At 70.2% G+C, this 25742-nt stretch carries 27 protein-coding genes; 14 read left to right on the forward strand and 13 right to left on the reverse strand.

What is annotated here, in order from left to right:
• Positions 1-37: 37 nt before the first annotated feature.
• Positions 38-1639, reverse strand: a complete 1602-nt coding sequence (locus tag BM290_RS28995; protein ID WP_239143758.1) for a serine/threonine-protein kinase — start codon at positions 1637-1639, stop codon at positions 38-40.
• 93 nt (positions 1640-1732) lie between these two features.
• On the opposite strand from BM290_RS28995, the gene BM290_RS29000 reads away from it, so the two are divergent.
• Genes BM290_RS29000 through BM290_RS29010 form a run of 3 tightly spaced genes read left to right on the forward strand, consistent with a single transcriptional unit; the run spans position 1733 to position 4378 of the window.
• Positions 1733-2191: a hypothetical protein gene (locus tag BM290_RS29000; protein WP_093619082.1), complete on the forward strand. Its 459-nt coding sequence runs from the start codon at positions 1733-1735 to the stop codon at positions 2189-2191.
• Positions 2192-2231: 40 nt separating this feature from the next.
• Entirely contained in the window at positions 2232-2825 is a 594-nt protein-coding gene (locus BM290_RS29005; RefSeq protein WP_093619083.1) for a TetR/AcrR family transcriptional regulator, read from the forward strand.
• Complete coding sequence (locus tag BM290_RS29010) at positions 2822-4378, forward strand: MDR family MFS transporter (RefSeq protein ID WP_093619084.1); 1557 nt, start codon at positions 2822-2824, stop codon at positions 4376-4378. Before BM290_RS29005 ends, BM290_RS29010 begins: the two co-directional genes overlap by 4 nt.
• 82 nt (positions 4379-4460) lie before the next feature.
• Here BM290_RS29010 and BM290_RS29015 read toward each other — a convergent pair whose 3' ends face one another.
• Positions 4461-4817, reverse strand: a complete 357-nt coding sequence (locus BM290_RS29015) for an STAS domain-containing protein (protein ID WP_093619085.1) — start codon at positions 4815-4817, stop codon at positions 4461-4463.
• 295 nt (positions 4818-5112) lie between these two features.
• Between BM290_RS29015 and BM290_RS29020 the strand changes: the two genes are divergently transcribed.
• Positions 5113-6090, forward strand: a complete 978-nt coding sequence (locus tag BM290_RS29020; RefSeq protein WP_093619086.1) for an AraC family transcriptional regulator — start codon at positions 5113-5115, stop codon at positions 6088-6090.
• Between the two features lie 7 nt (positions 6091-6097).
• Here BM290_RS29020 and BM290_RS29025 read toward each other — a convergent pair whose 3' ends face one another.
• Positions 6098-6427 (reverse strand): hypothetical protein, encoded by a 330-nt coding sequence (locus tag BM290_RS29025; RefSeq protein WP_093619087.1) that lies wholly within the window; start codon positions 6425-6427, stop codon positions 6098-6100.
• Positions 6428-6775: 348 nt separating this feature from the next.
• Positions 6776-7672, reverse strand: coding sequence for a Gfo/Idh/MocA family protein (locus tag BM290_RS29030; RefSeq protein ID WP_093619088.1), 897 nt, complete (start codon positions 7670-7672; stop codon positions 6776-6778).
• A gap of 78 nt (positions 7673-7750) precedes the next feature.
• Between BM290_RS29030 and BM290_RS29035 the strand changes: the two genes are divergently transcribed.
• Positions 7751-8116 carry a hypothetical protein gene (locus tag BM290_RS29035; protein WP_093619089.1) on the forward strand — a complete coding sequence of 122 codons (366 nt, stop codon included), beginning with the start codon at positions 7751-7753 and terminating at the stop codon, positions 8114-8116.
• The gene (locus BM290_RS29040; RefSeq protein WP_093619090.1) at positions 8109-8561 is read left to right on the forward strand and encodes a hypothetical protein; all 453 of its coding nucleotides are present in this window, start codon (positions 8109-8111) and stop codon (positions 8559-8561) included. Before BM290_RS29035 ends, BM290_RS29040 begins: the two co-directional genes overlap by 8 nt.
• A gap of 119 nt (positions 8562-8680) precedes the next feature.
• Here BM290_RS29040 and BM290_RS29045 read toward each other — a convergent pair whose 3' ends face one another.
• From BM290_RS29045 to BM290_RS29070, 6 genes are all read right to left on the reverse strand, one after another.
• Positions 8681-10111 carry a glutathionylspermidine synthase family protein gene (locus tag BM290_RS29045; protein WP_239143757.1) on the reverse strand — a complete coding sequence of 477 codons (1431 nt, stop codon included), beginning with the start codon at positions 10109-10111 and terminating at the stop codon, positions 8681-8683.
• 27 nt (positions 10112-10138) lie between these two features.
• Positions 10139-10534: a hypothetical protein gene (locus BM290_RS29050; protein ID WP_093619092.1), complete on the reverse strand. Its 396-nt coding sequence runs from the start codon at positions 10532-10534 to the stop codon at positions 10139-10141.
• A gap of 48 nt (positions 10535-10582) precedes the next feature.
• Positions 10583-11344, reverse strand: coding sequence for a 3-oxoacyl-ACP reductase FabG (gene fabG, locus BM290_RS29055; protein WP_093619093.1), 762 nt, complete (start codon positions 11342-11344; stop codon positions 10583-10585).
• A gap of 73 nt (positions 11345-11417) precedes the next feature.
• Entirely contained in the window at positions 11418-13064 is a 1647-nt protein-coding gene (locus BM290_RS29060) for an alpha-amylase family protein (protein WP_093619094.1), read from the reverse strand.
• Positions 13057-13356 carry a hypothetical protein gene (locus tag BM290_RS29065; RefSeq protein WP_093619095.1) on the reverse strand — a complete coding sequence of 100 codons (300 nt, stop codon included), beginning with the start codon at positions 13354-13356 and terminating at the stop codon, positions 13057-13059. The genes BM290_RS29060 and BM290_RS29065 overlap by 8 nt, the downstream gene beginning before the upstream one ends.
• A 495-nt stretch (positions 13357-13851) precedes the next feature.
• A complete protein-coding gene (locus BM290_RS29070) occupies positions 13852-14199 on the reverse strand; it encodes a PadR family transcriptional regulator (RefSeq protein WP_093619096.1) in 348 nt (115 codons plus the stop codon).
• A gap of 125 nt (positions 14200-14324) precedes the next feature.
• Between BM290_RS29070 and BM290_RS29075 the strand changes: the two genes are divergently transcribed.
• Positions 14325-14975 carry a DedA family protein gene (locus BM290_RS29075; protein ID WP_093619097.1) on the forward strand — a complete coding sequence of 217 codons (651 nt, stop codon included), beginning with the start codon at positions 14325-14327 and terminating at the stop codon, positions 14973-14975.
• A gap of 1 nt (position 14976) precedes the next feature.
• On the opposite strand, the gene BM290_RS29080 is transcribed toward BM290_RS29075, so the two are convergent.
• The gene (locus tag BM290_RS29080) at positions 14977-16350 is read right to left on the reverse strand and encodes a carbohydrate-binding protein (RefSeq protein ID WP_093619098.1); all 1374 of its coding nucleotides are present in this window, start codon (positions 16348-16350) and stop codon (positions 14977-14979) included.
• A gap of 126 nt (positions 16351-16476) precedes the next feature.
• Between BM290_RS29080 and BM290_RS29085 the strand changes: the two genes are divergently transcribed.
• Positions 16477-17631, forward strand: coding sequence for a carboxylate-amine ligase (locus BM290_RS29085; protein ID WP_093619099.1), 1155 nt, complete (start codon positions 16477-16479; stop codon positions 17629-17631).
• 137 nt (positions 17632-17768) lie between these two features.
• Complete coding sequence (locus BM290_RS29090) at positions 17769-19148, forward strand: polysaccharide deacetylase family protein (protein ID WP_239143756.1); 1380 nt, start codon at positions 17769-17771, stop codon at positions 19146-19148.
• Here BM290_RS29090 and BM290_RS29095 read toward each other — a convergent pair.
• The gene (locus BM290_RS29095) at positions 19117-19956 is read right to left on the reverse strand and encodes an Fpg/Nei family DNA glycosylase (protein WP_093619100.1); all 840 of its coding nucleotides are present in this window, start codon (positions 19954-19956) and stop codon (positions 19117-19119) included. The genes BM290_RS29090 and BM290_RS29095 overlap by 32 nt on opposite strands.
• Before the next feature lie 91 nt (positions 19957-20047).
• Between BM290_RS29095 and BM290_RS29100 the strand changes: the two genes are divergently transcribed.
• From BM290_RS29100 to rocD, 4 genes are all read left to right on the forward strand, one after another.
• The gene (locus BM290_RS29100) at positions 20048-20653 is read left to right on the forward strand and encodes an ATP-dependent Clp protease proteolytic subunit (protein WP_093619101.1); all 606 of its coding nucleotides are present in this window, start codon (positions 20048-20050) and stop codon (positions 20651-20653) included.
• 104 nt (positions 20654-20757) lie between these two features.
• On the forward strand, positions 20758-21324 hold the full coding sequence (locus BM290_RS29105; protein WP_143133995.1) for a hypothetical protein: 567 nt from the start codon (positions 20758-20760) through the stop codon (positions 21322-21324).
• Positions 21325-21608: 284 nt separating this feature from the next.
• Positions 21609-22406 carry a dimethylargininase gene (gene ddaH, locus BM290_RS29110; RefSeq protein WP_093619103.1) on the forward strand — a complete coding sequence of 266 codons (798 nt, stop codon included), beginning with the start codon at positions 21609-21611 and terminating at the stop codon, positions 22404-22406.
• Entirely contained in the window at positions 22403-23617 is a 1215-nt protein-coding gene (gene rocD / locus BM290_RS29115) for an ornithine--oxo-acid transaminase (protein WP_093619104.1), read from the forward strand. Before ddaH ends, rocD begins: the two co-directional genes overlap by 4 nt.
• Before the next feature lie 49 nt (positions 23618-23666).
• Here rocD and BM290_RS29120 read toward each other — a convergent pair whose 3' ends face one another.
• Positions 23667-24815, reverse strand: a complete 1149-nt coding sequence (locus BM290_RS29120; protein ID WP_093619105.1) for an FHA domain-containing protein — start codon at positions 24813-24815, stop codon at positions 23667-23669.
• 56 nt (positions 24816-24871) lie between these two features.
• On the opposite strand from BM290_RS29120, the gene BM290_RS29125 reads away from it, so the two are divergent.
• Positions 24872-25729: a hypothetical protein gene (locus tag BM290_RS29125; RefSeq protein WP_143133996.1), complete on the forward strand. Its 858-nt coding sequence runs from the start codon at positions 24872-24874 to the stop codon at positions 25727-25729.
• Positions 25730-25742 lie beyond the last annotated feature (13 nt).

The following is a 25742-nucleotide window of genomic DNA, read 5'->3' on the forward strand; positions in this document are numbered from 1 at the left end:
CATCCGACGCGCTCCGGCAGTGAGCGGACGAACGGCGCTACAGCGGCAGCACCACCGCGGACGGCCGCCTGCCGACGCAGGTCACGGACATCCGGTAGCGCGTGAGGTCGCCGCCGAACACCGCCATCGCGGCCGGCGACGGGCCGGGGTCGACCTGTTCGACGACGAATCCGGGGCGTGGCTCCCAGGCCAGCAACTCGGCGCCGTCGGTCACACAGGTCGCCTGCACCGATCCGCCCGGCGACTCCAGCCGGGTCCCCAGCGTCGGCGTCACCGCGGACGGCGACGGCGGCACGGTGACGCTGGGTCGCGGTCCGGGCTGCGACGGCACCCGCGACTCGGGCGCGTTCGGATGGCCGCTCGGCGGCGGAACGGCGTTCGCACTGCTCAACGGTGCCCGCTCAGGCCGGCTTGTCGTCCCGGACGGGCGGGAGGCGGCGGGCGCGGCGTGCGTGCTGCGGGTCACCCTGGGTGAGGCGGCCGGCGGGGCTGCTACTCCGGGTGATCCGTCCGGGTCACCGTCTCCGGCGGCGAGGACCAGCGGCACGGCGACGGCCAGGGTCACCACGGCGGCTGCGGCGGGCAGCCGCGCCTTCTTCCACCGAGGGGGTACGGCCACCCGCCTCGTGGTGTCGCGGGCACCCGTCTCGCGCGGCCGTGGTGTGGACATCGTCATGGCCGGGGCCACGGGGTGGGTCGGGTCGCCCTCCGGCACGGGACGCGGGGACGCCTCATGTGCGAAATCGGGCGCGTTCGACCGTACCCCCTCCTCTCTCCTGGACAGCGCCGCGGCCTCGGCGGCATCGCCCAGCAGGCCTGCCACCTCCGCCGCGTCCGGCCGCGCGGCCGGGTCCTTGGCCAGGCACCGGGTGACCATGTCGATGATCTCGGCGGGCACCCCGGCGGGCCCGGCCAGCGGAATGGGCTCCTGGTAAACGTGTGCCTTGAGCATCTGGGTGGTGGTCTCGACGCTCCACGGGGCGACCCCGGCGAGCAGCCGGTAGAGGAGCACGCCGAGCGCGTAGACGTCGGAGGCCGGTTCGATGGCGCCGCCGGTGAGCCGCTCCGGCGCGAGGTAGGCGGGGGTGCCGAGCAGCACGTCCTCGGGGGTGGCCGGTCCGGCGACGGCGGCGATGCCGAAGTCGACGACCTTGGCGCCGGCCGGGGTGACCATGATGTTGGCGAGTTTGATGTCGCGGTGCACGAGCCCGTCGGAGTGCGCGACGGCGAGGGCGGTGGCCACCTCGCCGCAGATCCGGAAGACGGTACGCGGCGGAAGGGGGCCCCGTGAGATCCGTTGCTGAAGGGTCGGGCCGTTGATCAGTTCCATCACCACATAGGGGACCGGACAACCGTCCTCGGCGGATTCTCCGAAATCGTAGATCTGCGCGATGTTCGGGTGGGAGAGGGTGGCCGCGGTCCGCGCCTCGTGCAAAATACGCGCCCGGAAGCGATCGTCCCCGGCATAGCGCCCGGCCAGCACCTTCACCGCGACCGGCCGGTCCAGCACCTCGTCCAGCGCACGCCAGACGACCGCCATGCCACCGCGGCCGAGTTCGTTCTGCAGCCGGTACCGGCCGCCCAGTTTCCGCTCCGCCTCCACTCGACGCAGTTTGCCGAAATGCTCGCCGATTCGCACATCCGAACAATTCTCGAATGCCGCTCACTTTCCTGTTCGCATTTCCCGGCGGCTGATCCCCGTCATTGATCACCGTCGGCGTAGGGTCTTCCCATGACCAGCGAATGGCGGCATCTGCCCGCACCGGCCCGCCCGATCGCGGCCGCGGCCACCGCCGGTGTCGATGCGGTCCGGGCCGCCGACCACGCCGCGCTCGACGAGGCGACGACCGATCTGGCGGCGCTCGATCCGGCGCAGACCGGCCTGGTGCTCGGCACGGCCGTCCGCCTGCTGCTGGAGGACGGGCATCCGGACGGGCTGACCGCCGACGACGTGCGGGCCGCGCTGGCGAGCTGTGTCCGATCGTGGCCGGAGGCGGATCCGCAGGTGGTGCTCTGGCTGCTGGCCGCGGCGCTGGGCGTGCTCGACGAGGACGGGACGACCCCGCCGAAACCGGACGCGCTGGCCCGGAATGCCGTGGTGCTGATCGCCGATCTGCTGGCCGGCCGGGAGATCAGGCCGTGGTGGGCGGCGGCGCTGGCCGAGATCGAGCGGGCCCAGCTCAACGATTAAAACTTTGCAGAAACTGCAAGTTCGGCATTAACCTCACCGCGTGCACGCGGATAGCCCTCCCCTGCCCGGACGCCGGGAACTCAAGCGCCGCCAGACCCGTCTGGCTTTGATCACGGCCGCGCTCCGCCTCACCGAGGAGCGGGGCGCCGACCGGGTGACCACCGACGAGATCAGCGCGGCCGCCGAGGTGTCGCCGCGCACGTTCTTCAACTACTTCGCCACGAAGGAGGACGCCCTCGTCGGCGACCCCCTCGAGGACTGCGGCGCGCCGGTCCTCCCGGCGGACCGCCCGCTGCTGGACGCCCTGCTGACCGCGCTCGCGCCGGCCTTCGAGCAGATCCAGCACGACCGTGAGCTCTGGCTGCTCCGGATGCGCGTGATCGCCGCCAACCCGCAGTTGCTGCCGCTGCTCATCGCCGCGGCGGCCTCCGCCGAGCACCGGCTCGCCACGGCGATCGCCACCCACTCCGGCCTCGACCCGGATCACCCCCGGCCGGCGGTCGTCGCCGCCGTCGCCAACGCCGCCGTACGGGTCGCGCTGATCCGCTGGGCCGAGTCCGGCGACGCCCGGCCGCTGATCGAACACGTCCGCGAAGCCTTCGCCATCCTTCACGATTTGAGAGAAAGCCGATGACAGCAGTCGAACCCGAAAGCGCCGAAGCCTCCGGCCGGATGTCCCACAAGGAGGTGGTGCAGGCGCTCTCCGGCCTCATGCTCGGCATGTTCGTGAGCATCCTGGCCTCCACCGTGGTCGCCAACGCGCTGCCCCGGATCATCGCCGATCTGGACGGCAGCCAGTCCGTCTACACCTGGATCGTCACCACCGAGCTGCTCGCCATGACGGCCACCGTCCCGCTCTGGGGCAAGATGGCCGACCTCTACAGCAAGAAGCTGCTGATCCAGCTCTCGCTCAGCCTGTTCGTGGCCGGCTCGCTGGTGGCCGGCTTCACCCCGAACGTCGAGGTGCTGCTGGTCAGCCGCATCATCCAGGGCGTCGGCGCGGGCGGCATGACCGCGCTCGCGATGATCGTGATGGCCGCGATGATCCCACCGCGGGAGCTCGGGCGGTACTCCGGCATGTTCGGCGCGGTCTTCGGCGTCGCCACCATCGCCGGCCCGCTGATCGGCGGCGTCCTCGTGGACACGTCGTGGCTGGGCTGGCGCTGGTGCTTCCTGATCGGCGTGCCGTTCACGCTGATCGCGATCGCGCTGCTGCAGAAGACGCTGCACCTGCCGGTGGTGCGCAAACAGGTCAGCATCGACTGGCTCGGCGCGCTGCTGATCACCGGTGGCGTCAGCACTCTGCTGATCTGGTCCACGCTGGCCGGCGACAAGTTCGAGTGGGCGTCCTGGCAGACCGCCGCGCTGGTGAGCGCCGGTGTGGTGATCCTCGCGCTCGCCGTCCTGGTCGAGTCGAAGGCCAAGGAGCCGATCATCCCGCTCGGCATCTTCCGGCACCGCACCGTCACCCTGGCCATCGTCGCCAGCGTGCTGGTCGGTGTGGCGATGTTCGGCGGGACCGTCTTCCTGTCCCAGTACTTCCAGGTCTCGCTCGGCAAGTCGCCGACGGTCGCCGGCCTGATGGGGCTGCCGATGGTCTTCGGGCTGCTCGTCTCCTCCACCGTGGCCGGGGCGCTGATCACCAAGTTCGGCCGGTGGAAGGGGTTCCTGGTCGCCGGCTCGATCGTGATGACGGTCGGCATGCTGCTGCTCAGCACCATCGACGCGCGCACCGCCGTACCGGTGATCTCGGCCTATATGGCGGTCCTCGGCATCGGTGTCGGCCTGCTCATGCAGAACCTGGTGCTCGCCGCGCAGAACGACGTGCCGGCCGCGGAGCTCGGCGCCACCACCTCGGCGCTGACGTTCTTCCGCAGCATGGGCGGCTCGATCGGGGTCAGCGCGCTGGGCGCGGTCCTGACCAACCGGGTCACCACGCTCTTCACCGAGAAGTTCGGCGCCGCCGCGTCGGGCGGCGGCGAGGCGAAGGTCCCCGACCTGGAGACGTTGCCGCCGGAGATCCTCGCGGTGATCAAGGAGATTTACGGTACGGCCACCGCCGACCTGTTCCTCGTCGGAGCGCCGATCGCGTTCCTGGCGGTGCTGGCGGTGGTCTTCATCAAGGAGAAGCCGCTCTCCACCCTCTCCGGTGACGAACGGCTGAAGCAGGAGTCGGCCCTGCACTGACCCACCGGAGCCGAGCCCGGCTTCACCCTTCCGGGACCGGTCGATTTCGGTCGGCCGGTCCTCTCGAATGGGTGAAAAGCTATCAGGACGGGCGCAAACCCACCGACGTACGCGGAGCGGGCGGCTCGGCACAGCCGAGAAGACCGACCAGCCCGGACACCCAGAGCTGCCGGTAGACGGTGGCGCTGGGGTGGCTGACCACCAGCTTCACGCCGCTCGCGGCGGCCGTGTGGAAGCAGGCGACCAGAATGCCGATCCCGATGCTGTCGATCAGCATGACCCGTTGCAGGTCCAGGCAGATGCGGCCCGGCGTCATACCGGTCAGGACGTCGTTGACCGCGTCCCTCATGACGTGAGCGTTGTCCAGATCGATCTCACCGCTCGGGGCGATCTCGACGGTGCCGTCGGCCAGCTGGCGGGTCGTGATCGGCAGATACACAGCTGCCCTCTTCCTGGCGTCCCGGCCTTCTGAGCCGACGCCGATCCTGCCGCGGGACACGGTGACGCCGACCGAAGAAGTGGGGTCGTGCGCTGAGCGGCGTTAGCTGATGACGCCGACCGGAACCCGCGTTCCTACAACAATCCGCTGGTCTGCAAGTTACGCCACGTAGGCGCGGAACGCCAGAGTAGTTCATATGGCCGGAATGTGCTGGAACGGTCACTCCGTGGCGGCCACGTTGACTGTCCACCCGCCTGACCGAATACTCACCGTATGCGTTGGAGCGCCAGGCGGCATGGTTGACGCCCTGCCGCACGTCACGTCGGCGCGGGACACCGTTTACCTCGACAGCGTCGACGGCGAGCGGGCCCGGCAGGTCCTGAATCGTTTCTACCCCCCGGTGTCCGCCGACGGTGATCTCAAACTGGGCGTCGAGGTGATCCGACTCGGACCGCTCACCGTCGGGCATCTCACCTTCGCCGGCAGCTCGACGCTCGACTTCCCGTCGCTGGCCGCCTACCACGTCACCGTGCCCACCACCGGACTGGTCCGGGCCCGCCGCGACGGTCACGAGGTCACCGCCACGCCGGCCACCGCGCTCGCGTTCCGGCCCGGCGACCGGGTCCAGCTGCGCCAGGAGCCGAACACCGCGGAGCTGGACGTACGGATCGAGACCTGGGCGCTCGAAGCGGAGCTGGTCACGCTGCTCGGCCACCCCATCGACGGCCCGATCGACCTGCCGCCCGCCTTCGACCTCACCGAGGGGCCCGCGCACAGCTGGAGCCGGCTCATCCGGCTGCTCCGCGACGAGCTCGACCACGAGAGCAGCCTGATCTTCGAGCCGCTGATCGCCGAGCAACTGTGCAGCAGCGTGCTCAGCGGCCTGCTGCTGAGCGTCCCGCACCGGTACACCGACGAGCTGGTGGCGCCGGTCGGCACCGGGCCTCCACGGCCCATCCGCCGGGTCCTCGACACGATCAGCACCGAGCCGGAACGGGCGTTCACCGTCGGCGAGCTCGCCGCCATCGCCGGGATGAGCATCCGATCCCTGCAGTCCGGGTTCCGGCGGCACGTCGGCAGCGCGCCCATGACGTACCTGCAGCAGGTCCGGCTCACCCGGGCGCACGAGACACTCCGTACCGGAGATCCGGCCGTTATCACCGTCGCCGACGTGGCCCACCGCTGGGGGTTCGCACATCTCGGACGATTCGCGTCGGCCTACCGCAAACGTTTCGGAGAGTCACCGTCAGAGACCCTGCGGACGACCACCTGAACGGGTGTCACTCCCCGGGGTCACCGCAACGCCGCGGCTGCGGCACCCCGCCGGCCTGACGATCCACGCCCGGCACCCCGAAAAGATGCCCGCGCGACGGAACCCAGTCCCGCCACGGCGCCAGCCGCGGCGGCGCCTCGGCCATCTCACCGTCCCCGGGGGCGCATCGCCGTCGCAGGTACGCCACGACGCGCTCGGCCGCGGCCCCGCCGTTCTCGGCCAGGCTCCGCAGCGCCCGAGGGTCGGGAGGCGTCTCCGCACGCAGCAGGGCAGCCAGCCCGGCCAGCGCCCGCGCTGCTTCGGAGGCGTCCCGCTCGGCATCCCACAGGCCGGTCACGCTCGCGCTCCCCCGCGCCGGGCGGAACCGTCCATACCTCTGGCTGTGCGGTCGGTCATGCAGTGCATCCCCTCACCCCGACACGTGCCCGGCCGTGCCGCGGACCCGCGAACACCACCGCCGGGCGATTCGGCCCCCGGTGCACGTGACAAGGCGAAAATGTATTCGGCTCGCTACTATGCGTCCATCCGTAACGCGCGAGTTCTGTCCAGTTAGCGCTCAGTTCGGCCAGGGACAGATCAATACGCCGTCACCGGGCGTAGGCAGCCGGCCCGGCCGGTACGGCTGCCACCGGCCCCTCGGCATGCCTTCAGAGCCGCGCCGACGGCGTGGGAGCAGCTCTCACGATCAGCCGGGGGTGACGGTGATGGTGGTTCGTTCGGTCAGGGAGCGTTCGGCGGCCACCAGGATCGCGGTCACGGTGGCGCCGAAGCGGACGTCGCAGGCGGATGCCGGGCCGCCGGCCGCCGCCGTGAGCAGCTGGTCGATGGCACGACCGAGAGCCTCCGCAGGCTCCCAGCGGCCTTGCGGAACCTCGCGGAGTCCGGCGTCGCCGGCGAAGACGGCCTCCTCACGGGCCGCCGCGGGTGGCGCGTCGACCGCCAAAGTGAGCCGGCTGACCGCCCCGCCGACATGTTTGAGCAGCACGAACGTCAGATCGCGGGGTCCGGCCACGGCGGTCACCTCAGCCACCGGGCCGAGCACCGGCAGCACCGCGGCCAGCGCGTGCGGGCCGACATCCCAGAGGCCGCCGCGCTCGCGCCGCCACGGCGACGCCCCGAACGGGTTGTCCGGCACGAAGATCGACCCGAGGTGGTCGATCCGCGCCTCGGCCCACCCGCCGGTCGCCGCCGCCTCGGTCAGGAAGCCGTCCAGCTCGGGCGTGAACCGGCGGGTGAAGAAGACCACCGAGGCCACGTCACCGGCCGCGGCGGCAAGGGCTTCGGCATCTTCGGTACGCACCGCGATCGGCTTGTCCAGCAGGAGGTGCCGGCCGGCCCGTGCCGCCCGGAGCGCGATCGGCGCCTGCACGTCGGGCGGGAGCGCGATCGCGACCGCGTCGACGTCGGCGATCAGGGCGTCGGCGTCGGTGTAGGCCGTGACGCCGTAACGGCCGGCCAGGTCGGCGGCCTTCTGCGGGTCCCGGCCCCAGACGCCGGCGAACTCCACGCCGGAGTGTCCGGCCAGCCCCGGCGCGTGCGCCAGGTGAGCCCATGGTCCCGTACCGAATAGTCCGAAGCGCACCGGTTAGCCCCGCCCTCGCGTTCGTTGATCACCAGGCCGGAAGTTACCAGGCCGGAAGGCCCTCAGTAACCTGGCCGGGTGAACGGTGTCCTGTCGACGACTACGATCGTCGCCGCCCTCGTCCTGGCGGTCTGGTATCTGGTTCGGACAGCCCTGGACCGGGCGCCGAGCCGCCTCGATCTGATCGCCTGCGTCGTGCTCAGCGTGCTGGTCGCGGTGCTCGTGGTGGTCGCCGTGGCCGGGCTGTTCGGCGGGGATCGACCGGCCGACACCGGCACGTTCGCCGGATATCTGGTCACGACGATCGGCCTGATGCCGACGGCGCTGATTCTCGCCAAGATGGAGCCGACCCGCTGGGGGAACCTGATCCTCGGCATCGGCTGCCTGATTGTGCCCGTTCTAGTGCTGCGCCTGCAGCAGATCGCGTCGGTGACCGGTGCCTGAGAAGACCCCTTCCGAGACCACTGTCCGCCCGGCGGACGCCGCCCTCGGCTCCGGCGTCGGCCGCGTCCTGCTCCTCGTCTACGGCGTGTTCGCCCTGTCCGCGAGCGCCCGCGCCCTGGTGCAGATCTCCACCCACTTCGCCGAGGCTCCGCTCGCCTACCTGCTGTCCGCCTTCGCCGGCCTGGTCTACATAGCGGCGACCGTGGGCCTGGCCCGGGGCGGCCCCACCGGCCGCCGGATCGCCCTGGCCAGTTGCACCATCGAACTGCTCGGCGTCCTGGCCATCGGCACCTTGAGCGTCCTGGACACCGGCGATTTCCCCGACGCCACCGTCTGGTCCAACTTCGGCAGCGGTTACGGCTACGTCCCCTTGGTCCTGCCGTTCATAGGCCTGTGGTGGATCCACCGCCACAAGCCCACCCCCCGCGACCACGGAAAGGGGTAAGCGGCACCCCAGCATGCCCCGTAGTTTCCCAGTGCGCACGTCCACCACAGAGCACGTGCAAAACGCCGCCGGTGACGAGGCGTTTTGCCCGCGGAGCGAAGCGAAGCCAGCAGGTCCAGCTAACTGATCACATGTGGCACGAAGTTGCACGTGTTGGTGGTGACCAATCCCGCTGTCCCCACACCTTCACGAATACCCATCCCAGCCGGCTCCCCGTCGATCAGCCAGGCCCCGATGACCGGATGAACAGGCCCTTCCAGTCCTTCGAAAGTGGGCAGCTCACATAGCTCCTGCACCACATACCGCCCGTCCGCCCCGTACTCCGACGGCACGTCGGCGACCGGAACCCCGTCCCGGACGAGACTGACCGACCCGCCTTCACGCCCCCACACGGGTTTCTTCGCATAGGACGTCAGCTTGGCCGCCGCCGACGATTCACCGAAATAGGCGGGCAGCAGATACTTCCCCCGCTCCGGATCCTCTCCGAACAGCTTCCACAGCACCGGCAGCAACGCTTTGTTCCCCAGGAGGGCGGCCTTGTAGGGCGGCTCGATCCAGACGGTCCCGCGTTTCTGCGGATCGGCCATGTTCCGGAAGAAGGCCTTCCCGCCTTCTTCGTGCCAGAACCATTCCCACGGGTACAGCATGAAGATGACGTCGATCGGTTCGGCGCGATGTTCCTGCCCTGGCGCCGGGACGAACAGCACACGATCCCCGGCGACGTCCCACCCGATCTGGCTCATGGCGATCAGTTCGACCGGGTAACCGGCTTCTTCCGCGGTGGCCATCAGGTAGGCGACGTTCATCCGGTCCTCTCCGGAGGTCTCGGACGTCTCGTACGCGAAATAGATCTTGGGTTTTTCCGGGAGCCAGGGCCGAGCCTCGCGGAGTTTGCCGATGTTGCGCCGCCACGCGCCGGGGTCGCCGGGCTCGCCGGGTGTGGCCTCCCAGCCGACGAGTCGCTCGTGGATGGAGTTCCATTGGCGCCATTCGTGCTGCGCCACGCCGGTCTGGTCCATCCAGTGCCATTGGATGACGGCGGCTTCGACGAGCGAGGTGGGTGTCTGCGCGTTGAATTCGAGCAGCCGGGGGATGGTGCCGGCCCCGTTGTACCAGAGATCGAAGCGACCATAGACGGTCGGCGAGTAGTCCGGTGTCTGCACGGGCAGCCGGCCGTCGGGGTCCTTGTCCTGGTGGGTCCACGTGTCGGCGTCGCCGTCGAACCAGGTCCGGATGATCTGCTCGTGGGTGTACTCGGGGATGCCGATGCGGGTCAGGAAACACGACTCGGCGGTGCAGACCGAAGCGAAGTATCCCTGTTTACGGCCTTCGACGGTACGCCGTGGGCACTGCTGGACCATCCAGTCGCCGGCTTCGAGGCACATGGCGTAGAGGGTCGAGCAGGCTGTCTCCAGCTCCTCGATCTCGGCCGCGGTGAAGTCGTAGTACGGCCCCTCCTGCCAGTACGAATACGTCGTCCCGTCCGGGAGGACGTCGTCGTTGTAGGTCAGGCCGAGGCTGTAGTTGGTGAGCCGCCACCCGTCGCGCACCGGTCCGTGCGGAATCCGCCGCAAGTGTCAGCCCCCCGACGATCTGCTGCCACTGCCGCCCTTGCCCACGACGCTGGTCTTCACGGTGCCGTTGCCGATCTTCCCGCTGGACGGGAGGCCGAACTTGGATCGGGACGCCGCGTCGTTGTAGGCGAATTTACTGCCGCCGGCCGGGAGTTTCGAGCCGATCGGGTAACCCGAGCGATATCCCGACGAGTGCCAGATGAAGAAACCGCCGCCACCGCCACCGCCGCCACCGTCGTCGTCGCAGTAGTCCTCGTCGACGATCACGCCGTTGGCGTCGGCGCAGTAGAAGCCCTCGTCCACATATTCGTCACTGTCGCACGCAGCCAGACCCCCCGCTGCCAGCAGGAGGAACGTGCTGGTCAACGACACGGTCCGGGAACTCATGCGTCGGTTCATGATTTCTTTGTAACTCTTCTCAGCAAGTTGCCAGCAACCATTAGCCTGTCAGTCCCTCGGCCCGCCCGCGACGTAGACGACCTGTCCGGAGACGAAGCCGGCCCCCTCACTGACCAGGAAAGACACAGTATTCGCCACATCCTCGGGGCGGCCGGCGCGAGCGACCGGAATCTGACTGACCGTGGCCTTCTCGAAGTCGTCGAAGTCCACCCCGATGCGCGCCGCGGTGGCCCGGGTCATGTCGGTGACGATGAAGCCGGGCGCGACCGCGTTCGCGGTGATGCCGAACTTGCCGAGCTCGATGGCCAGCGTCTTGGTGAAGCCCTGCAGACCGGCCTTGGCGGCGGCGTAGTTGGCCTGGCCGCGGTTGCCGAGGGCGGAGGTGCTGGAGAGGCTGACGATCCGCCCGTACTTCGCGGCGACCATGTGCTGCTGGACGGCCCGGCTGAACAGGAAGGCGCCCCGCAGGTGGACGGCCATCACCGTGTCCCAGTCGTCCTCGGACATCTTGAAGAGCAGGTTGTCGCGCAGCACTCCGGCGTTGTTGACCAGCACGGTCGGCGCGCCGAGCTCGGCCACGGTCCGCTCGACGGCCGCCGCCACCTGATCTTTGTCGGCCACGTCCGCGCCGATCGCGATGGCGGAGCCACCCGCCGAGACGATCGCCTCGACCGTCTCGGCGCCGGATTTCTCGTCGAGGTCCACGACCGCGATCGCCATGCCGTCGGCGGCGAGCTTGCGGGCGATCGCCGCGCCGATGCCGCGGGCGGCTCCGGTCACTACAGCGACACGACGTACGGACTGCGACATTGCGGCCTCCGGTAGTGATCAACGCTGCTGGAGAGTGGTGATCCACGCTGCTGGAAGCCGATGCTAATCCCGGTCAGGCGGTTCTGCGCATCCGGATCCACCGGTATCCGTACCCGCCGATGCTGATCTTGTCCAGACCGTCCGGTTCCGGGTAGTCCTGATCGGCGAGCACGTCGTTGGGGAACTCGGCGTCGGCGGCCAGCGAGCTCAGGTCGATCACCGCCGGCTCGTCGCTCAGATTGTGCACGAACAGCATGGTCCCGGTGCCGTTGTCGGCCCGGTGCGCCAGCACGCCGCGGGGCGCGGGCACGTCGACGTGCGTGCAGGTGCCCTCGCCGATCTCGGGAGCCTCCTTGAGCGTACGGATCATGCGCTCGAACCAGGACAGCAGCGACGACGAGTCGTGCCGCTGCACGGTGACGTTGACCTTCTCGAACCCGAACTCGCCCCCGGTGATCACCGGCCGGACCAGGTCCTTCGGGTCGGCGCTGGAGAATCCGCCGTTCGGCAGCAGCGACCACTGCATCGGGGTACGGATGGCGTTGCGCCCGTCGAGCGAGAGGTCGTCGCCCATCCCGATCTCCTCGCCGTACCGCAGCACCGGCGTCCCCCGGAGGCTGAACTGCAGCGAGTAGGCCAGTTCGAGCCGCCGGCGGTCGTTGCCGAGCATGGGCGCCAGCCGGCGGCGGATGCCCCGGCCGTACAACTGCATGTGGTCTTCCGGTCCGAACTGCTCGATCACGTCCTTGCGCTGTTCGGCGGTGAGCCGGGACAGGTCGATCTCGTCGTGGTTGCGCAGGAAGGTGGCCCACTGCCCGCCGTCCGGCAGCTTCGGTGAGTCGCGCAGCGCGTCGATGATCGGCTCGGCGTCCTGCCGGGCCAGGGCGAGCACCAGCCTGGCGTTGAGCATGAAGTCGAACAGCATGTGGATCCGGTTGCTGGACCCGCCCTCGTCGCCGAAGTAGCCGGTCAGCATCTCCGGCTCCACATTGGCCTCGGCGAGCAGGACCGCGTCGCCGCGTCGCCACTGGACGTGCTGGCGCAGCTCGCTGAGGAAACCGAAGTCCATCGGCGAGGACGGGTTGCCCGGCTCGGTCTCCTCGATGATGAACGGCACCGCGTCCATCCGGAAACCGGCGACGCCGAGCTGCAGCCAGAACGCGCAGATCTTCTTGATCTCGTCCCGGACCTCGGGGTTCTTGATGTTGAGGTCCGGCTGGAACTTGTAGAACCGGTGGTAATACCAGAGCTTCGCCGTCCGGTCGTAGGACCAGGTCTCGTCCTGTTCGCCGGGGAAGACCATGCCCTGGTTGCGGTCCGGCGGAGCGGTCTCGCTCCAGACATACCAGTCGCGGTACGGCGAATCCGGCGACGATCGAGCCGAGAGGAACCACGGGTGCTGGTCGGACGTGTGGTTCACGACCAGGTCGATGATCACCTTGATGCCCCGGTTGGCCGCCTGGTGCAGCAACTCGGCGAAGTCACCGAGCGTACCGAACCGGGGATCGACGTTGTAGAAGTCGGACACGTCGTAGCCGTCGTCCTTGCCCGGCGACGGGTGGATCGGGTTGAGCCACAGGCAGTTGATCCCGAGCCGGGACAGGTAGTCGAGCCGCCCGATCAGGCCGCGGATGTCACCGCAGCCGTCCCCGTCGGAGTCGGCGAACGAGTCGATGTCTAGGCAGTAGACGACGGCCTTGGAATACCACCGGTCACTCATGCCCCTTTACTTGTCCGTGGCCCTGACCGGCCAAACGCTCCCGCACGGCCAGGGCGGCGAGACCACCGCCGAGGACCACCACCGGCGCCAGCAGCAACACCACGATCCGGCTCAGCACGTCGGCGCCACCGAGATCGTCGAAGGCCGCGACGGTCACCAGGCCCGACAGGTCGGGAAAGGCATACGCGACGGTGAGCGCGGCAGCCGACAGAACCGCGATCCGGCCACGCACCCAGGGACCGGCGGTCCATGCCGCGGCGGACAGGACCAGAAGCGGCACCCAGTCCTGCATCACCTCTCCCGGCTGGAAGAAGAGCCCATCGAACCGATCGTCGAACCAGAAGTTGTCCAGGGCGGGGGCCCGGGTTGGCCCGGCGCAGGCCCAGCACCGCCGCGACCACGACGATCGGCCAGATCACGGCACGCAGCGCCGGGTCGAGCAGGATCAACCCGTCCACACCGTGCAGCCGCATCGGGTCGCCCTCGCCCCACAGCACGAGGCCGGCGATCAGACGGTTGATCGCGGCGCCCGACATCAGAAGCGCGGCGAACAGGGCGGTGACTCCGGCGGCGGCGCGCCATCCCGTACCCCGATGGGTGTGGAGAGCCTGCCTGAAGCGTGCCGTGAGGCCCGCGCGGACCAGGTCGAACGCATCGGCCGGGGTGGGGAAGCGGCGGCCGGGCGCGGCACCGGACATCAGGACGCCGATCATCTCCTCCTCGTAGGCGGCCCGGTGAGCGGCCGGATAGATCCGCAGCAGACGGCGATATCGCCTCTCCAGGCTGGTCACGCGGTGGCTCCCCCGAGTCGGGTGTGGCGGGCGCGCAGGCGGCGCTCGGCGATGGCGGCCTGGTCGCGCAGGCGGGCGGTCTCGACGGCCAGGCTCTGCTCGCCGGCCCCCGTGAGCCGGTAGTAGCGCCGCAGCCGGGACTGCACGACCTCTTCGCGGTCGACCGCGATCAGGCCCTCGGCGCGCAGCCGGTCGAGGGCGGCGTAGAGGGTGCCGGCTCGCAGGCGCACCCGCCCGCCGGTGATGACGGCCACGTCCTCGATCACGGCATAACCGTGCCGGGGCTCCTCGGCCAGCGCGGTGAGCACGAGAAACGTCGGCTCCCGCATCGGTGCCTCAGTCATGCCGGAAGAATATACCGATGATCGGTATATGCGGCAGGGGGTTCGCGGCTCCGCTCCCGGGTAACTCTCAGAAACCGCCTGCACAGTGTGTGGGGACCTGATGGCGACAGTTGAAGGGCGGGCGCATGGCCGACGGCGATCTCAGCAACCTCGGTGGACTGACCGGCTGGGTGGCCTCGGTGATCGACTCGCTCGGCGAGATCGGCGTCGGGATGCTGGTGGCGCTGGAGAACCTGATTCCCCCGATCCCCAGCGAGATCGTGCTGTCGATGGCCGGTTTCCTGGCCGGCGAGGGCCGGGTCAACCTGGTGCTGGTGTGGGTCACCGCGACGCTCGGCGCGCTTGTCGGGGCGGTCGCCCTCTACTGGCTGGGCCGGGGGCTCGGCGAGGAGCGGCTGAAGCACTGGCTCGACCGGATCCCGCTCGTCGATCCCGACGATCTGAACAAGGCGGACCGCTGGTTCGAGAAACACGAGCGGGCCGCGGTGCTCTTCGGGCGCTGCGCCCCGGTGGTGCGCAGTCTGGTCTCCATCCCGGCCGGGGCCAACCACATGCCGATGGGCCAGTTCATGCTCTGCACGACGATCGGCAGCGGGGTGTGGAACGCGCTGTTCATCGGCGCCGGTTACGCGCTCGGGTCCCGCTGGCAGGACGTCGAGCAGTATGCGCACTGGTTCGACTACGCGATCTGGGCGTTCTTCGCGATCGCGATCGGGTCCTGGGTGGTGAAGAAGGTGCGCAAGCGGCGGCAGCGCGCCGCCGCCCGCGCACGCTGACTCACTTGCGGAACTGGATCCAGTTGAGGTTGACGAAGTCGGCCGGCTGGCCGCTGGTGAAGGTCAGGTAGACGGTGTGCGAGCCGGTCACGTTCGACACGTTGGCCGGGACCGAGGTCCACGTCTGCCAGCCACCCGTGCCGGCGAGGGCGAAACTGCCGATCGGGGCGTTGCTGCGGCTGTCCAGGCGTACCTCGACCAGGCCGCTGACCGCGGTTCCCGCACCGGACGCGACCCGGCCCACGAAGTCCTTCACGCCGCCGGTCCCGAAGTTGACGTTGTTGAACTGCAGCCAGTCGCCGTTCGCGATGTAGCTGACGTTCTGGCCACCCTCCGAGCAGGTCTCCAGCTGCACGCCGGCCGAGCTGTTGAACGACTCGGCCTCGATCCGGGCGTACGCGTCACGGCTCGTCCCGCCGGTCGCGGTCGGGGTCGGGCTGGTCGGGGTGGTGCCGCCGCTGGACTGGTAGACGGCCACGTAGTCGATGAGCATCGGCACGCCGGACTGGGTGGCCGCGGTCGGGCCGCCGCCGAAGGCCGCCGGGAAGCCGCCGCCGATCGCCACGTTGAGGATCATGAAGAACCCGTGGTGCAGGGCGTTGTTCCAGGTCGTCGAGTCGACAGCGTTCGAGGTCAGGGTGAAGTAGTTGGCGCCGTCCAGGTAGAACCGCAGTTGCTCGGGCGAGACGCTCCGGTCGTACTCCATGGCGTACGTGTGGAAGCTGCCGAGGCAGCCGTTGCAGGCCCGCTCACCGCTGGTCAGGCCGGTGGTCTCGTTGCACGGCCCGCCGGGGTTGCTGCCGCAGTGCAGCGCGGAGAAGACGCTGGACCGGCCGTTGATGTTCTCCAGGATGTCGATCTCGCCGATGCTGGGCCAGTTGGTCGCGCCGACCGGGCGGGCCGCGGCGCCGAGCGCCCAGAAGGCCGGCCAGTACCCGGCAGCGGCGGCGCCGGTCACGTTGGGCTGCGAGATCCGGGCCTCCATGCGCAGCTTTCCGCCGGCGGGGGCGGCGAAGTCGGTGCGCTGGGTCTCGACCCGGCCGGACGTCCAGCGGCCGGCGGAGTCACGGATCGGCTTGATCACCAGGTTGCCGCCGCCGTCCTGGTAGACGTTGGCCGTCGAGTCGGTCATCGTCTCGATCTCGCCGGTGCCCCAGTTGGCGGCGCCGCCGGCGTATCCGGTGCCGGTGGAGTAGAGCCAGTTGGACCGGTTGAGCCCGGTGCCCGAGGCGCCGGTGAAGTCGTCACTGAAGACCAGCGACATGCCGGCCGGTGCCGCCGGGACCGCGGCGTCGGCGCTGGCCACGAAGGTCACCGAGGCGCCGACGGCGAGCATCGCCGTGGCCACGGCCAGCAGTTTTCGGGGGATTCTCATGGGGGACGCGCCTTTCCTGGGGAGTCGAGAGAGCGCTCTCAGAGATTGCACGCTTGTTTCCAAGGGTTGTCAATATGGAAGACAGCCGATCGTTTCCGCCGAGATCCGCTCGGGTAAGCGGGTGCCATGGATACGGCCATCTCGCCCGAACTCGCCGCGAAGGCGGAGCGGGACGACCTGCTCACCCTCGGTGTCGAAGAGGAGTACCTGCTCGTCGACGCGGTCGAGCCACGCGCCGCGGAGGCGGTCGACGCGGTCTTCGCCGAGCTGCCCGGGGACCTGCGCGACGGGGTGCAGCACGAGTTCTACCGGACCCAGATCGAGGTGGCCAGCCCACCCCAGCTCGAACTGGACGATCTCACGTCCTCGCTGCGCCGGCTGCGCGCCGACGTGGGCGCCGCGGCACAGCGGGCCGGCGCCCGCCTCGTCGCGGTCGGCACCGGACCCGCCGCCGGCCACAACGCCCGTGTCGTCGACAACGAGCGGTACCACCGGATGCGGGAACGCTTCGGCGACCTCTCCCCCGGCCCCGGCATGTGCGGCACCCACGTGCACGTCAGCATCCCCGACCCGGAGACCGGCGTACGGGTGCTCAACCACCTGCGACCCTGGCTGCCGGTCCTGCAGGCGGCCACCGCCAACTCACCGCTGTTCGGCGGCAGCGAGACGGGCTACGCCAGCTGGCGCTCGATGATGTGGGAGCGCTGGCCCACCGTCGGCCCCACCCCGTACCTGCGCTCGTACGAGCACTACCTGACGCTGATCAGCGACCTCGAGGCGAGCGGCGCGATGCTCGACGAGGGGATGCTCTACTGGTACGCCCGGCTGTCGGCGAACTATCCGACCGTGGAGATCCGGATGGGCGACGTGATGCCCACCGCCGACGACGCGGTGCTGCTGGCCGCGCTGGCCCGGGCGCTGGTCGGCACGCTGCTGCGCGAGGTCCGGGCCGGGATCGAGGCGCCCGACGTCGAGCACCCGCTGCTGATGGCGGCGCACTGGCGGGCCGCGCACGACGGCCTGGAGGGCCTGAACATCGACATGGCGACCCGCGAGCCGCGCCCGGCCTGGCGGCTGATGCGGCAGCTCTTCGACTACGTGCGCCCGGAGCTGGAGCGGCACGGCGACCTCGCGACGGCGACCGTCCTGCTGGGACGGCTGCGCGAGCAGGGCACCGGCGCGGCCCGGCAGCGGGCGCTGCTGGCGGGCGGGGCCTCGGTCAGCGACGTGGTCGACTGGCTGGCCCGGGCCACCACCGATGAGCACGCTCCCAACGGATGAGTGACGCCCAAAGCGGAATCAATCACAAATTGCACTTATCGACATCACTGCGGGTGAGCAGCGACTATCGCCCTATGTGACCGGTCGGTGACCGATTCGGTATCGCGCGAGATCTTGCGGCACGGTAGGCATGACGAATGTCGCCGCACGCCCCCCTCTCACCTGCGCCGACGCCCCGCGCGAGCACACCGGCCACCGGCCGGCACCGGGCGCCCGATCCGGTCGCCGACGACACCCCGGGACAGTCCACGGTGTCCCGGCTGACCAGCCTGCGCGCCGCGATCGTCACCGCCTCCGGCGCGACCGTCCCGGCTCCCCGGTCGGCACGGCACCGCGCGGGGGCGTACGACTCGTATGGCGCCTCCCGCAATGCCGCCCGTGCCGAATCCGGCCGCGCCGCCCGCCGTCGCTCACCGAACGGCCGCACCGCGCCGGACCGGGCCACCGGCGGCGCGCACCGCGCGCCCTCCACCATGCCGGTCGAGGCCTGGGTGGCGGCCGCGAAGAACCGGCCACAGGTGCTGCTCGGCACCCTGGTCGCCGCCGGCCTCCTGCTCACCGCCGTGCCGACGATCCCGCTGGAGGACGGCGGCAGCACCTCGGTGATGACCGCCGCCGCCGAGGCGGTCGGCGTGATCGACAAGAGCGAGCGGAAGAAGCCCGCGCCGGACCGCGAGCCGGAGGCCATCGCCGGCGCCCCGGCGGCGCAGAAACCGGCCGACCCCACCCCGTCGGCTCCACAGTCGACCCCCGGCGCGAAACCCACCGAGAACGCGCCGCAGCAGGTCGTGGTGCCGGCCGGAGACGGGCCGTTCAACTCGCTGCGCACCACCGGCTCGCGCGTCGTGATGCTCAGCTTCGACGACGGTCCCGACCCGGTGCAGACGCCGAAAATCCTGGCGATGCTCGACAAGTACCAGGTGAAGGCGGTGTTCTGCCTGGTCGGCACGCAGGCCCGGCGACACCCGGACCTGGTGCGGCAGATCGTCGAGGGCGGGCACGTGCTCTGCAACCACACGTGGAACCACGACCTGAAGATCGGCGGCAAGAAGGCCGACCAGATCAAGGCTGATCTGAACCGGACGAACGCGGCGATCCGTGCGGCGGTTCCCGGCGCCCAGATCCCGTACTTCCGGGCGCCCGGCGGCAACTTCACCGACCGGCTGGTCAAGACGGCGTACGGCGACGGCATGACCTCCCTCTACTGGGAGGTCGACCCGCGCGACTGGGAGCACCCCGAGGGGGAGACCTCCGAGCAGCACGTGAAACGGGTGATCGCCCAGGTCCGCAAGGAGACCCGGCCCGGCGCGATCGTGCTGTCCCACGACTTCAACCAGCCGGACACCACAGCGGCGTACGAGCAGTTGCTGCCCTGGCTGGTGGAGAACTTCGAGATCGGCGTCCCCGGCGCCGAGACCCCGGAGCCCGCGCCGTCGACGCCGACCCCGTCCGCCCCGGAGCCCACGCCGTCGCAGGCCCCGTCGGCTAGCCCGAGCGACGCCGCCGCGACCGCGTGACCGGCGGCTGGCAGGTCGGGCACCAGTAGAGGTTGCGGCCGGCCAGCTCGTCCCGCGCGATCGGGGTGTCACAGACCAGGCAGGGCCGGCCGGCGCGGCGGTAGACATACACCTCGCCGCCGTGCCGGTCGACCCGCGGCGCCCGCCGCATCGCCTCCGGGGTGTGCTGCGTGTGCACGGTGTCGATCCGGCCGCGCAGCACGCCCTCCTTCATCAGCGACCGCAGATCGTCCCAGATCGCCGTCCACCGGTCGGCGTCGATCGTGGCGCCCGGGGTCAGCGGTGACAGACCGGCCCGGAACAGCGTCTCGTTGGCGTAGATCAGGCCGCACCCGGCCACGATGGACTGGTCCATGAGCAGGGCGAACAGCGGCTTGGTGCTGGCCCGGACACGGGCGGACGCGGCGGCCGGGTCGGCGTCGTCACGCAGCGGGTCGGCCCCGAGCCGGGACCGCAGGTCCTCCACGGCGCCCGGATCGAGCACCTCGCAGGCGGTCGGGCCACGCAGCTCCAGCCAGTGACCGGAACCGGTCAGGACCATCCGCAGCTGGCCGGCCGGCGCGGGGGCGGGCAGCTCACCGTCGGCGAACTTGCCGTAGAGGCCGAGGTGCACGTGCAGGGTGTGCTCGCCCTCGTAGTGGTGGAGCAGGTGCTTGCCGTACGCCTCGGTGTCGAGCAGCGTCCGCCCGTCGATCAGCGCGGCGCCCGCGGCGAAGCGGCCCTGCGGGCTGGTGGCGGTGACCGGATGCCCGGCGAAGAGCTCGCGATGGCGGATCGCGAGGCGGTGAATGGTATGTCCCTCCGGCACGCACCAAAGGTAGCCGGGCATTATGCCGTGAGCGGATTCGCCCTGAGGCGAATCGCTGGGATCCACGGCCCGGCTGGGAGAAAGTGTTCCCATGAGCATTGAGACGACCATGCGGGGCGGCGGCGCGTCCTTCGACGACCAGGTGTTCGACCGGCTGCTGCGGGAGCGGATCATCTTCCTCGGCAGCGAGGTGAACGACGAGGTGACCAACCGCATCTGTGCGCAGATGCTCCTGCTCGCCTCCGAGGACTCCGAGCGCGACATCGCTCTCTACATCAACTCTCCGGGCGGCTCGATCAGCGCCGGCATGGCGGTCTACGACACCATGCAGTACATCAAGAACGACGTGGCCACCATCGCGATGGGCATGGCCGCCTCGATGGGCCAGTTCCTGCTCTGCGCCGGCACCCCCGGCAAGCGTTATGCGCTGCCGCACGCCCGGGTGATGATGCACCAGCTCTCCGGCGGCATCGGCGGCACCGCGGCCGACATCGCCATCCAGGCCGAGAGCATGCTGCACATCAAGCAGGTGATGAACGAGCGGATCGCCTTCCACAGCGGGCACACCCCGGAGGAGATCGAGCGCGACTCCGACCGGGACCGCTGGTTCACCGCCCAGCAGGCCAAGGAGTATGGCCTCGTCGACCACGTGATCGCCAAGGCCACCGATGTGAACGCGGTGTCCTCGCTGGTCTGACCCGTTCTCGAAAGGGCACGTCACCTTCGCGGGACGTGCCCTTCGTGTCGTTTCCGGGCGGTGGGGGTATGTAGGTCTGACAAACCTGCCAAGGAGGTTCAGACGTGAGGCTCCCTACCTTCCCTCGCCAGACGACCGTCGACGACGCGGACACCGAGCGGACTCCGGTGATGCCGCGACGTGACGAACCCACCACCGCCAACCTCACACCGGTCCGCCCGGACACCACCGTCACTCCCCCGCCGGCCCGTCCGCAGACGTTCCCGCCGCAGCCCTCGGTCTCCGAGACCCAGCGCGCCAAAGCCGTCTCCGACCCGGTCGCCGTTCCCGTCACCACGCCCGCTCCGCGGGCCCGGGCGAGCTTCGTCGCGACGCTCGGCCTGGTCCTTTCGGTCGCCGGTGCGCTTCTCGTGCTGTCCGGCCCCCTTCTGGGGTACGGCGTGGGCGTCTCCGCGGTGGCCCTGGTCCTCTCCCTCGCCGGTGTCTTCGCGACCCGCAAGCGCCACGTGGCGGGCAAGACCGGCGCCCTGATCGGTGTGGTGCTCTCGCTCGCCGCCGTGGTGATCGGCGTGCTGGCGCTGGCCGGCCAGCTGTGGTGGCTGGGCACCGACACCCCGACCGTCACCGAGTTCCGGACGTGGCTTGACACACAGTTTGAAACGCGGATTTGACGGGTATCTGACATTCACCGCCGATGATGTGGCGGCGGACATACCCCCTCGGAATCGGGACGGCGCAGGCCGGCCCGCCCCGAATACCTCCGGCGGTTCGCCGGAGATCACCTCCGGCGGTGCGCCGGAGCTTGTTGAGGCCCCGGCTCGGGCGGCGGTTCGCCGTCCCGCCGGGACCTTTGCAATGAATCGCCGCAGGCCCTGCTGATCACGCAACGATCCGCCGGTGCACGCATGGTTACGCCATGGGGTTCGGCGGTCACCCCCGCATAACGTTGCTGCTCATGAGCCTGAAGCGCCGCTACCTGATGTGCCGGCCCACCCATTTCGCCGTCACGTACCGGATCAACCCGTGGATGGACCCCACGGCGCCGTACGACAACGCGCTGGCCGTGAGCCAGTGGGAGAACCTGCGGCAGGCGTTCCTCGGACTCGGCCACACCGTCGAGCTGATCGACCCGCTGCCCGGGCTGCCCGACATGGTCTTCGCCGCGAACGGCGGCACCGTCGTCGACGGGCGCGTGCTGGGGGTGCAGTTCCGCGACGCCGAGCGGGCCGACGAGGCCCCGGCGTACGCCTCCTGGTTCCGTGAGCGCGGCTTCGAGGTGCGCGAGCCCAAGCACACCAACGAGGGCGAGGGCGACATCCTGCTCGCCGGTGACGTGCTGCTGGCCGGCACCGGCTTCCGGACCGCACACGCGTCGCACGCCGAGACGCAGGAGTTCCTGCAGCGCCCGGTGATCACCCTGCAGCTCGTCGACCCGGCCTACTACCACCTCGACACCGCGCTCTGCGTGCTCGACGAGCGCACCATCGCGTACCTGCCGGAGGCCTTCTCGCCGGGTTCGCAATCCGTGCTCCGGCAGCTCTTCCCGAATGCGATCATCGCAACGCCGGAGGACGCCGCCGTGCTCGGGCTGAACGCGGTCAGCGACGGCGAGACCGTCGTCCTGCCGGAGCAGGCCACCCACCTGGCCGGCGCCCTGTGCGCGGCCGGCTACAAGACCATCGGGGTCGACCTGTCCGAGCTGCGCAAAGCCGGCGGCGGCCCGAAGTGCTGCACGCTGGAGGTGCGCTCGTGACGACCGTGGAATTCCGTACCCCTGAGGCCCTCGCGGACGCCGAGCGCTGGACCGCCCACAACTACCACCCGCTGCCGGTGGTCGTCGCCGAGGCCGAGGGCGCCTGGGTCACCGACGTCGACGGGGTGCGCTACCTCGACTTCCTGGCCGGATACTCGGCGCTCAACTTCGGGCACCGGCACCCCGGCCTGATCGCCGCCGCGCACGCCCAGCTCGACCGGGTCACCCTGACCAGCCGGGCGTTCGTGCACGACCAGTTCGGCGCCTTCTGCCGCGGGCTCGCCGAGCTGTGCGGCAAGGACATGGTGCTGCCGATGAACACCGGCGCCGAGGCCGTCGAGACCGCGATCAAGGTGGCCCGCAAGTGGGGTTACCGGGTCAAGGGCGTGGCCGACGAGCGGGCCGAGATCATCGTGGCGGCCGACAACTTCCACGGGCGCACCACCACCATCGTCAGCTTCTCCACCGATCCGGACGCCCGGGCCGACTTCGGGCCGTACACGCCGGGGTTCGTCGTGGTGCCGTACGGCGATCTGGCCGCCGTCCGCGACGCGATCACGCCGAACACGGTGGCCGTGCTCATGGAGCCGATCCAGGGCGAGGCCGGGGTGCTGGTGCCGCCGGCCGGGTTCCTCGCCGGGGTCCGGGAGCTGTGCACCGAACACAACGTGCTGATGATCGCCGACGAGATCCAGTCGGGGTTGGGGCGTACCGGGAAGACCTTCGCCATCGACCACGAGGGTGTCGTCCCCGACATGTACGTGCTGGGCAAGGCCCTCGGCGGCGGCATCGTGCCGGTCTCCGCGGTGGCCGCCGACCGGGCGGTGCTCGGTGTGCTGCGGCCCGGCGAGCACGGCTCCACCTTCGGCGGCAACCCGCTGGCCTGCGCGGTCGGGACCGAGGTGGTCCGGCTGCTGGAGACCGGTGAGTTCCAGGAGCGGTCGGCTCGGCTCGGCGCCCGGCTGCACGCGGGGCTGGAGGCGCTGATCGGCCAGGGTGTGATCGCGGTCCGCGGCCGCGGCCTCTGGGCCGGGGTGGACATCGATCCGGCGCTGATGACCGGCCGGGAGGCCTGTGAGCGGCTCGCGCAGCGCGGGGTGCTGGCCAAGGACACACACGGCTCGACGATCCGGCTGGCGCCGCCGCTGGTCGTCACCGAGGAGGATCTGGACCACGCGCTGGCCCAGCTGGCGGCGGTCCTGCGCGGCTGATCGGACACCTAACACCGAGGGGCGCTGCCGGTGGCAGCGCCCCTCGGTGTCAGCGGCCGACCGGCCGGAACGCCATCGTCGGGGCCTCGCCCATCACCGACTCGGGCTGGACGTTGCCGCCGCTGGCCCAGAGTTTCGACCGGCCGATGAGCACCGCGTGGTAGAGCTCGACGATGTCGTCGTCGGCCAGCACCCGGCTCTCGTCGCGCCGCAGCGTGATCCGCGCGTCGTCGTCCATCGAGCCGCCCGGCCGGATCCCCGACCCGTTCATGCTGATGTCGGTGACCGTCACCTGGCCGCCGCGCAGCGTGAACTGGACGTGCCCGCGGCTGATCCATTTCCGCGCGTCATCGGTGAGCCACTGGCCCAGCATCACGCCCGAGCCACCCTCCGGCGCCCGGCCGACCACCATCGCCCGGTCCTCGGAGACCACGAACCGCTGCCGGATCACGCCGTCGATCCGGACCGAGAAGACCTCGGTCGCCGGACGCGGCCCGACATCCTTGAGGCGCTCACCGTGCCGCGGGCAGGTCGGCACACCGGCACGCAGGGCCGGCGGCGGCTGCGAGACCGGGCTCGTATAGGTCCTCATGTCCGCGAACGGGCTGTCCGAGTCACCACCGTCGCCGTAGCTGTTGCAGCTCAGTGACGGGCAGCGCCACACCCGGGCGAGCAGCCGCTCGCCCAGCGGCGACCGTGGCACCGGCGGCGTCGCCTCACCCCGGCCCACCCGGGCCACCAGGGTCGGGCCGCCCTGCGCCGACACCAGCGCCAGCAGCCGGCCCGGCTCGGTCACCCACGGGCGGCTGGCCCGGAACCGGTCCTCGCGGTCACGGGTGAGCACCGGCAGGCCGAGCATCTCGGCCACCTCGAGCACCCGGTCCTCCACCTGCGGCACGACCTCGACCTTGCCGTCGTCGGCCCAGCGGCGGACCACCATGCGCTCGTTGGAGGTGAGGTCGGTGTCGGAGAGCAGGCCACGCGGCGTCACCACGTAGACCGGGACATTCTCCTCGGAGACGTAGCGGCCGAGCGCGTCGACCAGCAGCCCGAGCCGGACCAGGCTCGCCGGGCGACCCCCGTCGAGATCCGCATAACGGACGACTTCTCCCAGATCCACCACAGCCCGGGCAAGTGCCGGATCGGTGGTGAGCCGGGCCTCGATGGCGTCGAGGACCTTGCTGACCTCGAATCTCACGAGTCCTCCCCTTGTACGTACACGTCCGGACCCCTCCGAACCATCATGCCTCTCCCATGATCGCCCGGAAAATCGGGCCGCGATCTGTCGGACCCTCCCGCTATGGTGAACGCCGCTCAGACATCGACGGGGGGAGACATATGAAATTCCAACGGCTGGCCGCCGCAACGGTGACGCTCACCGCCGCCATCGGCATCGGTGGTTGCGCCACCGGATCCAGCGGGACGGCTCCGGCCGCGCCCGCACCGACCGTCTCGGCCACTCCGGTCACCGACCCGCTCGAGGATTTCGTCGCCGCGACGAAATCGCTCGAGAAGGAGTCGATGAAGGTCTCGATGACGATGACGTCTGTGCTGGAGGCCTCCGGGTCGTTCGACATTCCGGGCGGCAAGGCCGACATGACCATGCGTGTGACGGACGGCGGCGACAGCGAGGAGTTCTCGATCCGCCTCGTCGGCAAGACCCTTTACATGAAGCTCGAGCAGGGCTCGGGGGCGGACTGGATGTCCCTCGACGTGTCGGCGCTGCCGGCCGGCAACTCGCTCAACCCGAAGAACATGGTCAACACGCAGCTCTACACCGACGCAGCCGTCGATGTGACGCGTGCCGGCAACGTGTTCCAGGGCAAGCTCGATCTCGCCAAGGCGCCGGACAGCGCCGACGCTGGCCTGCGGGCGCTGGGCAAGAAGGGGATCAACGTCCCGTTCACCGCCGAGATCGACGACCAGGGGCGGCTCACCGAGCTCTCCCTCGACATGACCGTGCTGCATGCGAAGGCGGGCAAGATGACCGCGAAGTACTTCGACTTCGGCACCGAGGTCAAGGTGGCCGCGCCACCCGCGGGCGAGGTGGCCCCCATGCCGAAGGAGATGGTCAAGATCCTGGCCGCCGAGGGGCAGACCGCCAAGGCGTGACCGTCGGCGGTGG

Origin of the sequence: Actinoplanes philippinensis (assembly GCF_900113015.1) — a bacterium.
GTDB classification, from domain to species: Bacteria; Actinomycetota; Actinomycetes; order Mycobacteriales; family Micromonosporaceae; genus Actinoplanes; species Actinoplanes philippinensis.

Excerpts from the sequence above, each read along its gene's own strand:
- BM290_RS29000 (WP_093619082.1), top strand. The coding sequence starts at position 1,733 with ATGACCAGCGAATGGCGGCATCTGCCCGCACCGGCCCGCCCGATCGCG.
- BM290_RS29010 (WP_093619084.1), top strand. The coding sequence starts at position 2,822 with ATGACAGCAGTCGAACCCGAAAGCGCCGAAGCCTCCGGCCGGATGTCC.
- BM290_RS29020 (WP_093619086.1), top strand. The coding sequence starts at position 5,113 with ATGGTTGACGCCCTGCCGCACGTCACGTCGGCGCGGGACACCGTTTAC.
- BM290_RS29050 (WP_093619092.1), bottom strand. The coding sequence starts at position 10,534 with ATGAACCGACGCATGAGTTCCCGGACCGTGTCGTTGACCAGCACGTTC.
- fabG (WP_093619093.1), bottom strand. The coding sequence starts at position 11,344 with ATGTCGCAGTCCGTACGTCGTGTCGCTGTAGTGACCGGAGCCGCCCGC.
- BM290_RS29060 (WP_093619094.1), bottom strand. The coding sequence starts at position 13,064 with ATGAGTGACCGGTGGTATTCCAAGGCCGTCGTCTACTGCCTAGACATC.
- BM290_RS29065 (WP_093619095.1), bottom strand. The coding sequence starts at position 13,356 with ATGCAGGACTGGGTGCCGCTTCTGGTCCTGTCCGCCGCGGCATGGACC.
- BM290_RS29070 (WP_093619096.1), bottom strand. The coding sequence starts at position 14,199 with ATGACTGAGGCACCGATGCGGGAGCCGACGTTTCTCGTGCTCACCGCG.
- BM290_RS29075 (WP_093619097.1), top strand. The coding sequence starts at position 14,325 with ATGGCCGACGGCGATCTCAGCAACCTCGGTGGACTGACCGGCTGGGTG.
- BM290_RS29080 (WP_093619098.1), bottom strand. The coding sequence starts at position 16,350 with ATGAGAATCCCCCGAAAACTGCTGGCCGTGGCCACGGCGATGCTCGCC.
- BM290_RS29085 (WP_093619099.1), top strand. The coding sequence starts at position 16,477 with ATGGATACGGCCATCTCGCCCGAACTCGCCGCGAAGGCGGAGCGGGAC.
- BM290_RS29090 (WP_239143756.1), top strand. The coding sequence starts at position 17,769 with ATGTCGCCGCACGCCCCCCTCTCACCTGCGCCGACGCCCCGCGCGAGC.
- BM290_RS29100 (WP_093619101.1), top strand. The coding sequence starts at position 20,048 with ATGAGCATTGAGACGACCATGCGGGGCGGCGGCGCGTCCTTCGACGAC.
- ddaH (WP_093619103.1), top strand. The coding sequence starts at position 21,609 with ATGAGCCTGAAGCGCCGCTACCTGATGTGCCGGCCCACCCATTTCGCC.
- BM290_RS29125 (WP_143133996.1), top strand. The coding sequence starts at position 24,872 with ATGATCGCCCGGAAAATCGGGCCGCGATCTGTCGGACCCTCCCGCTAT.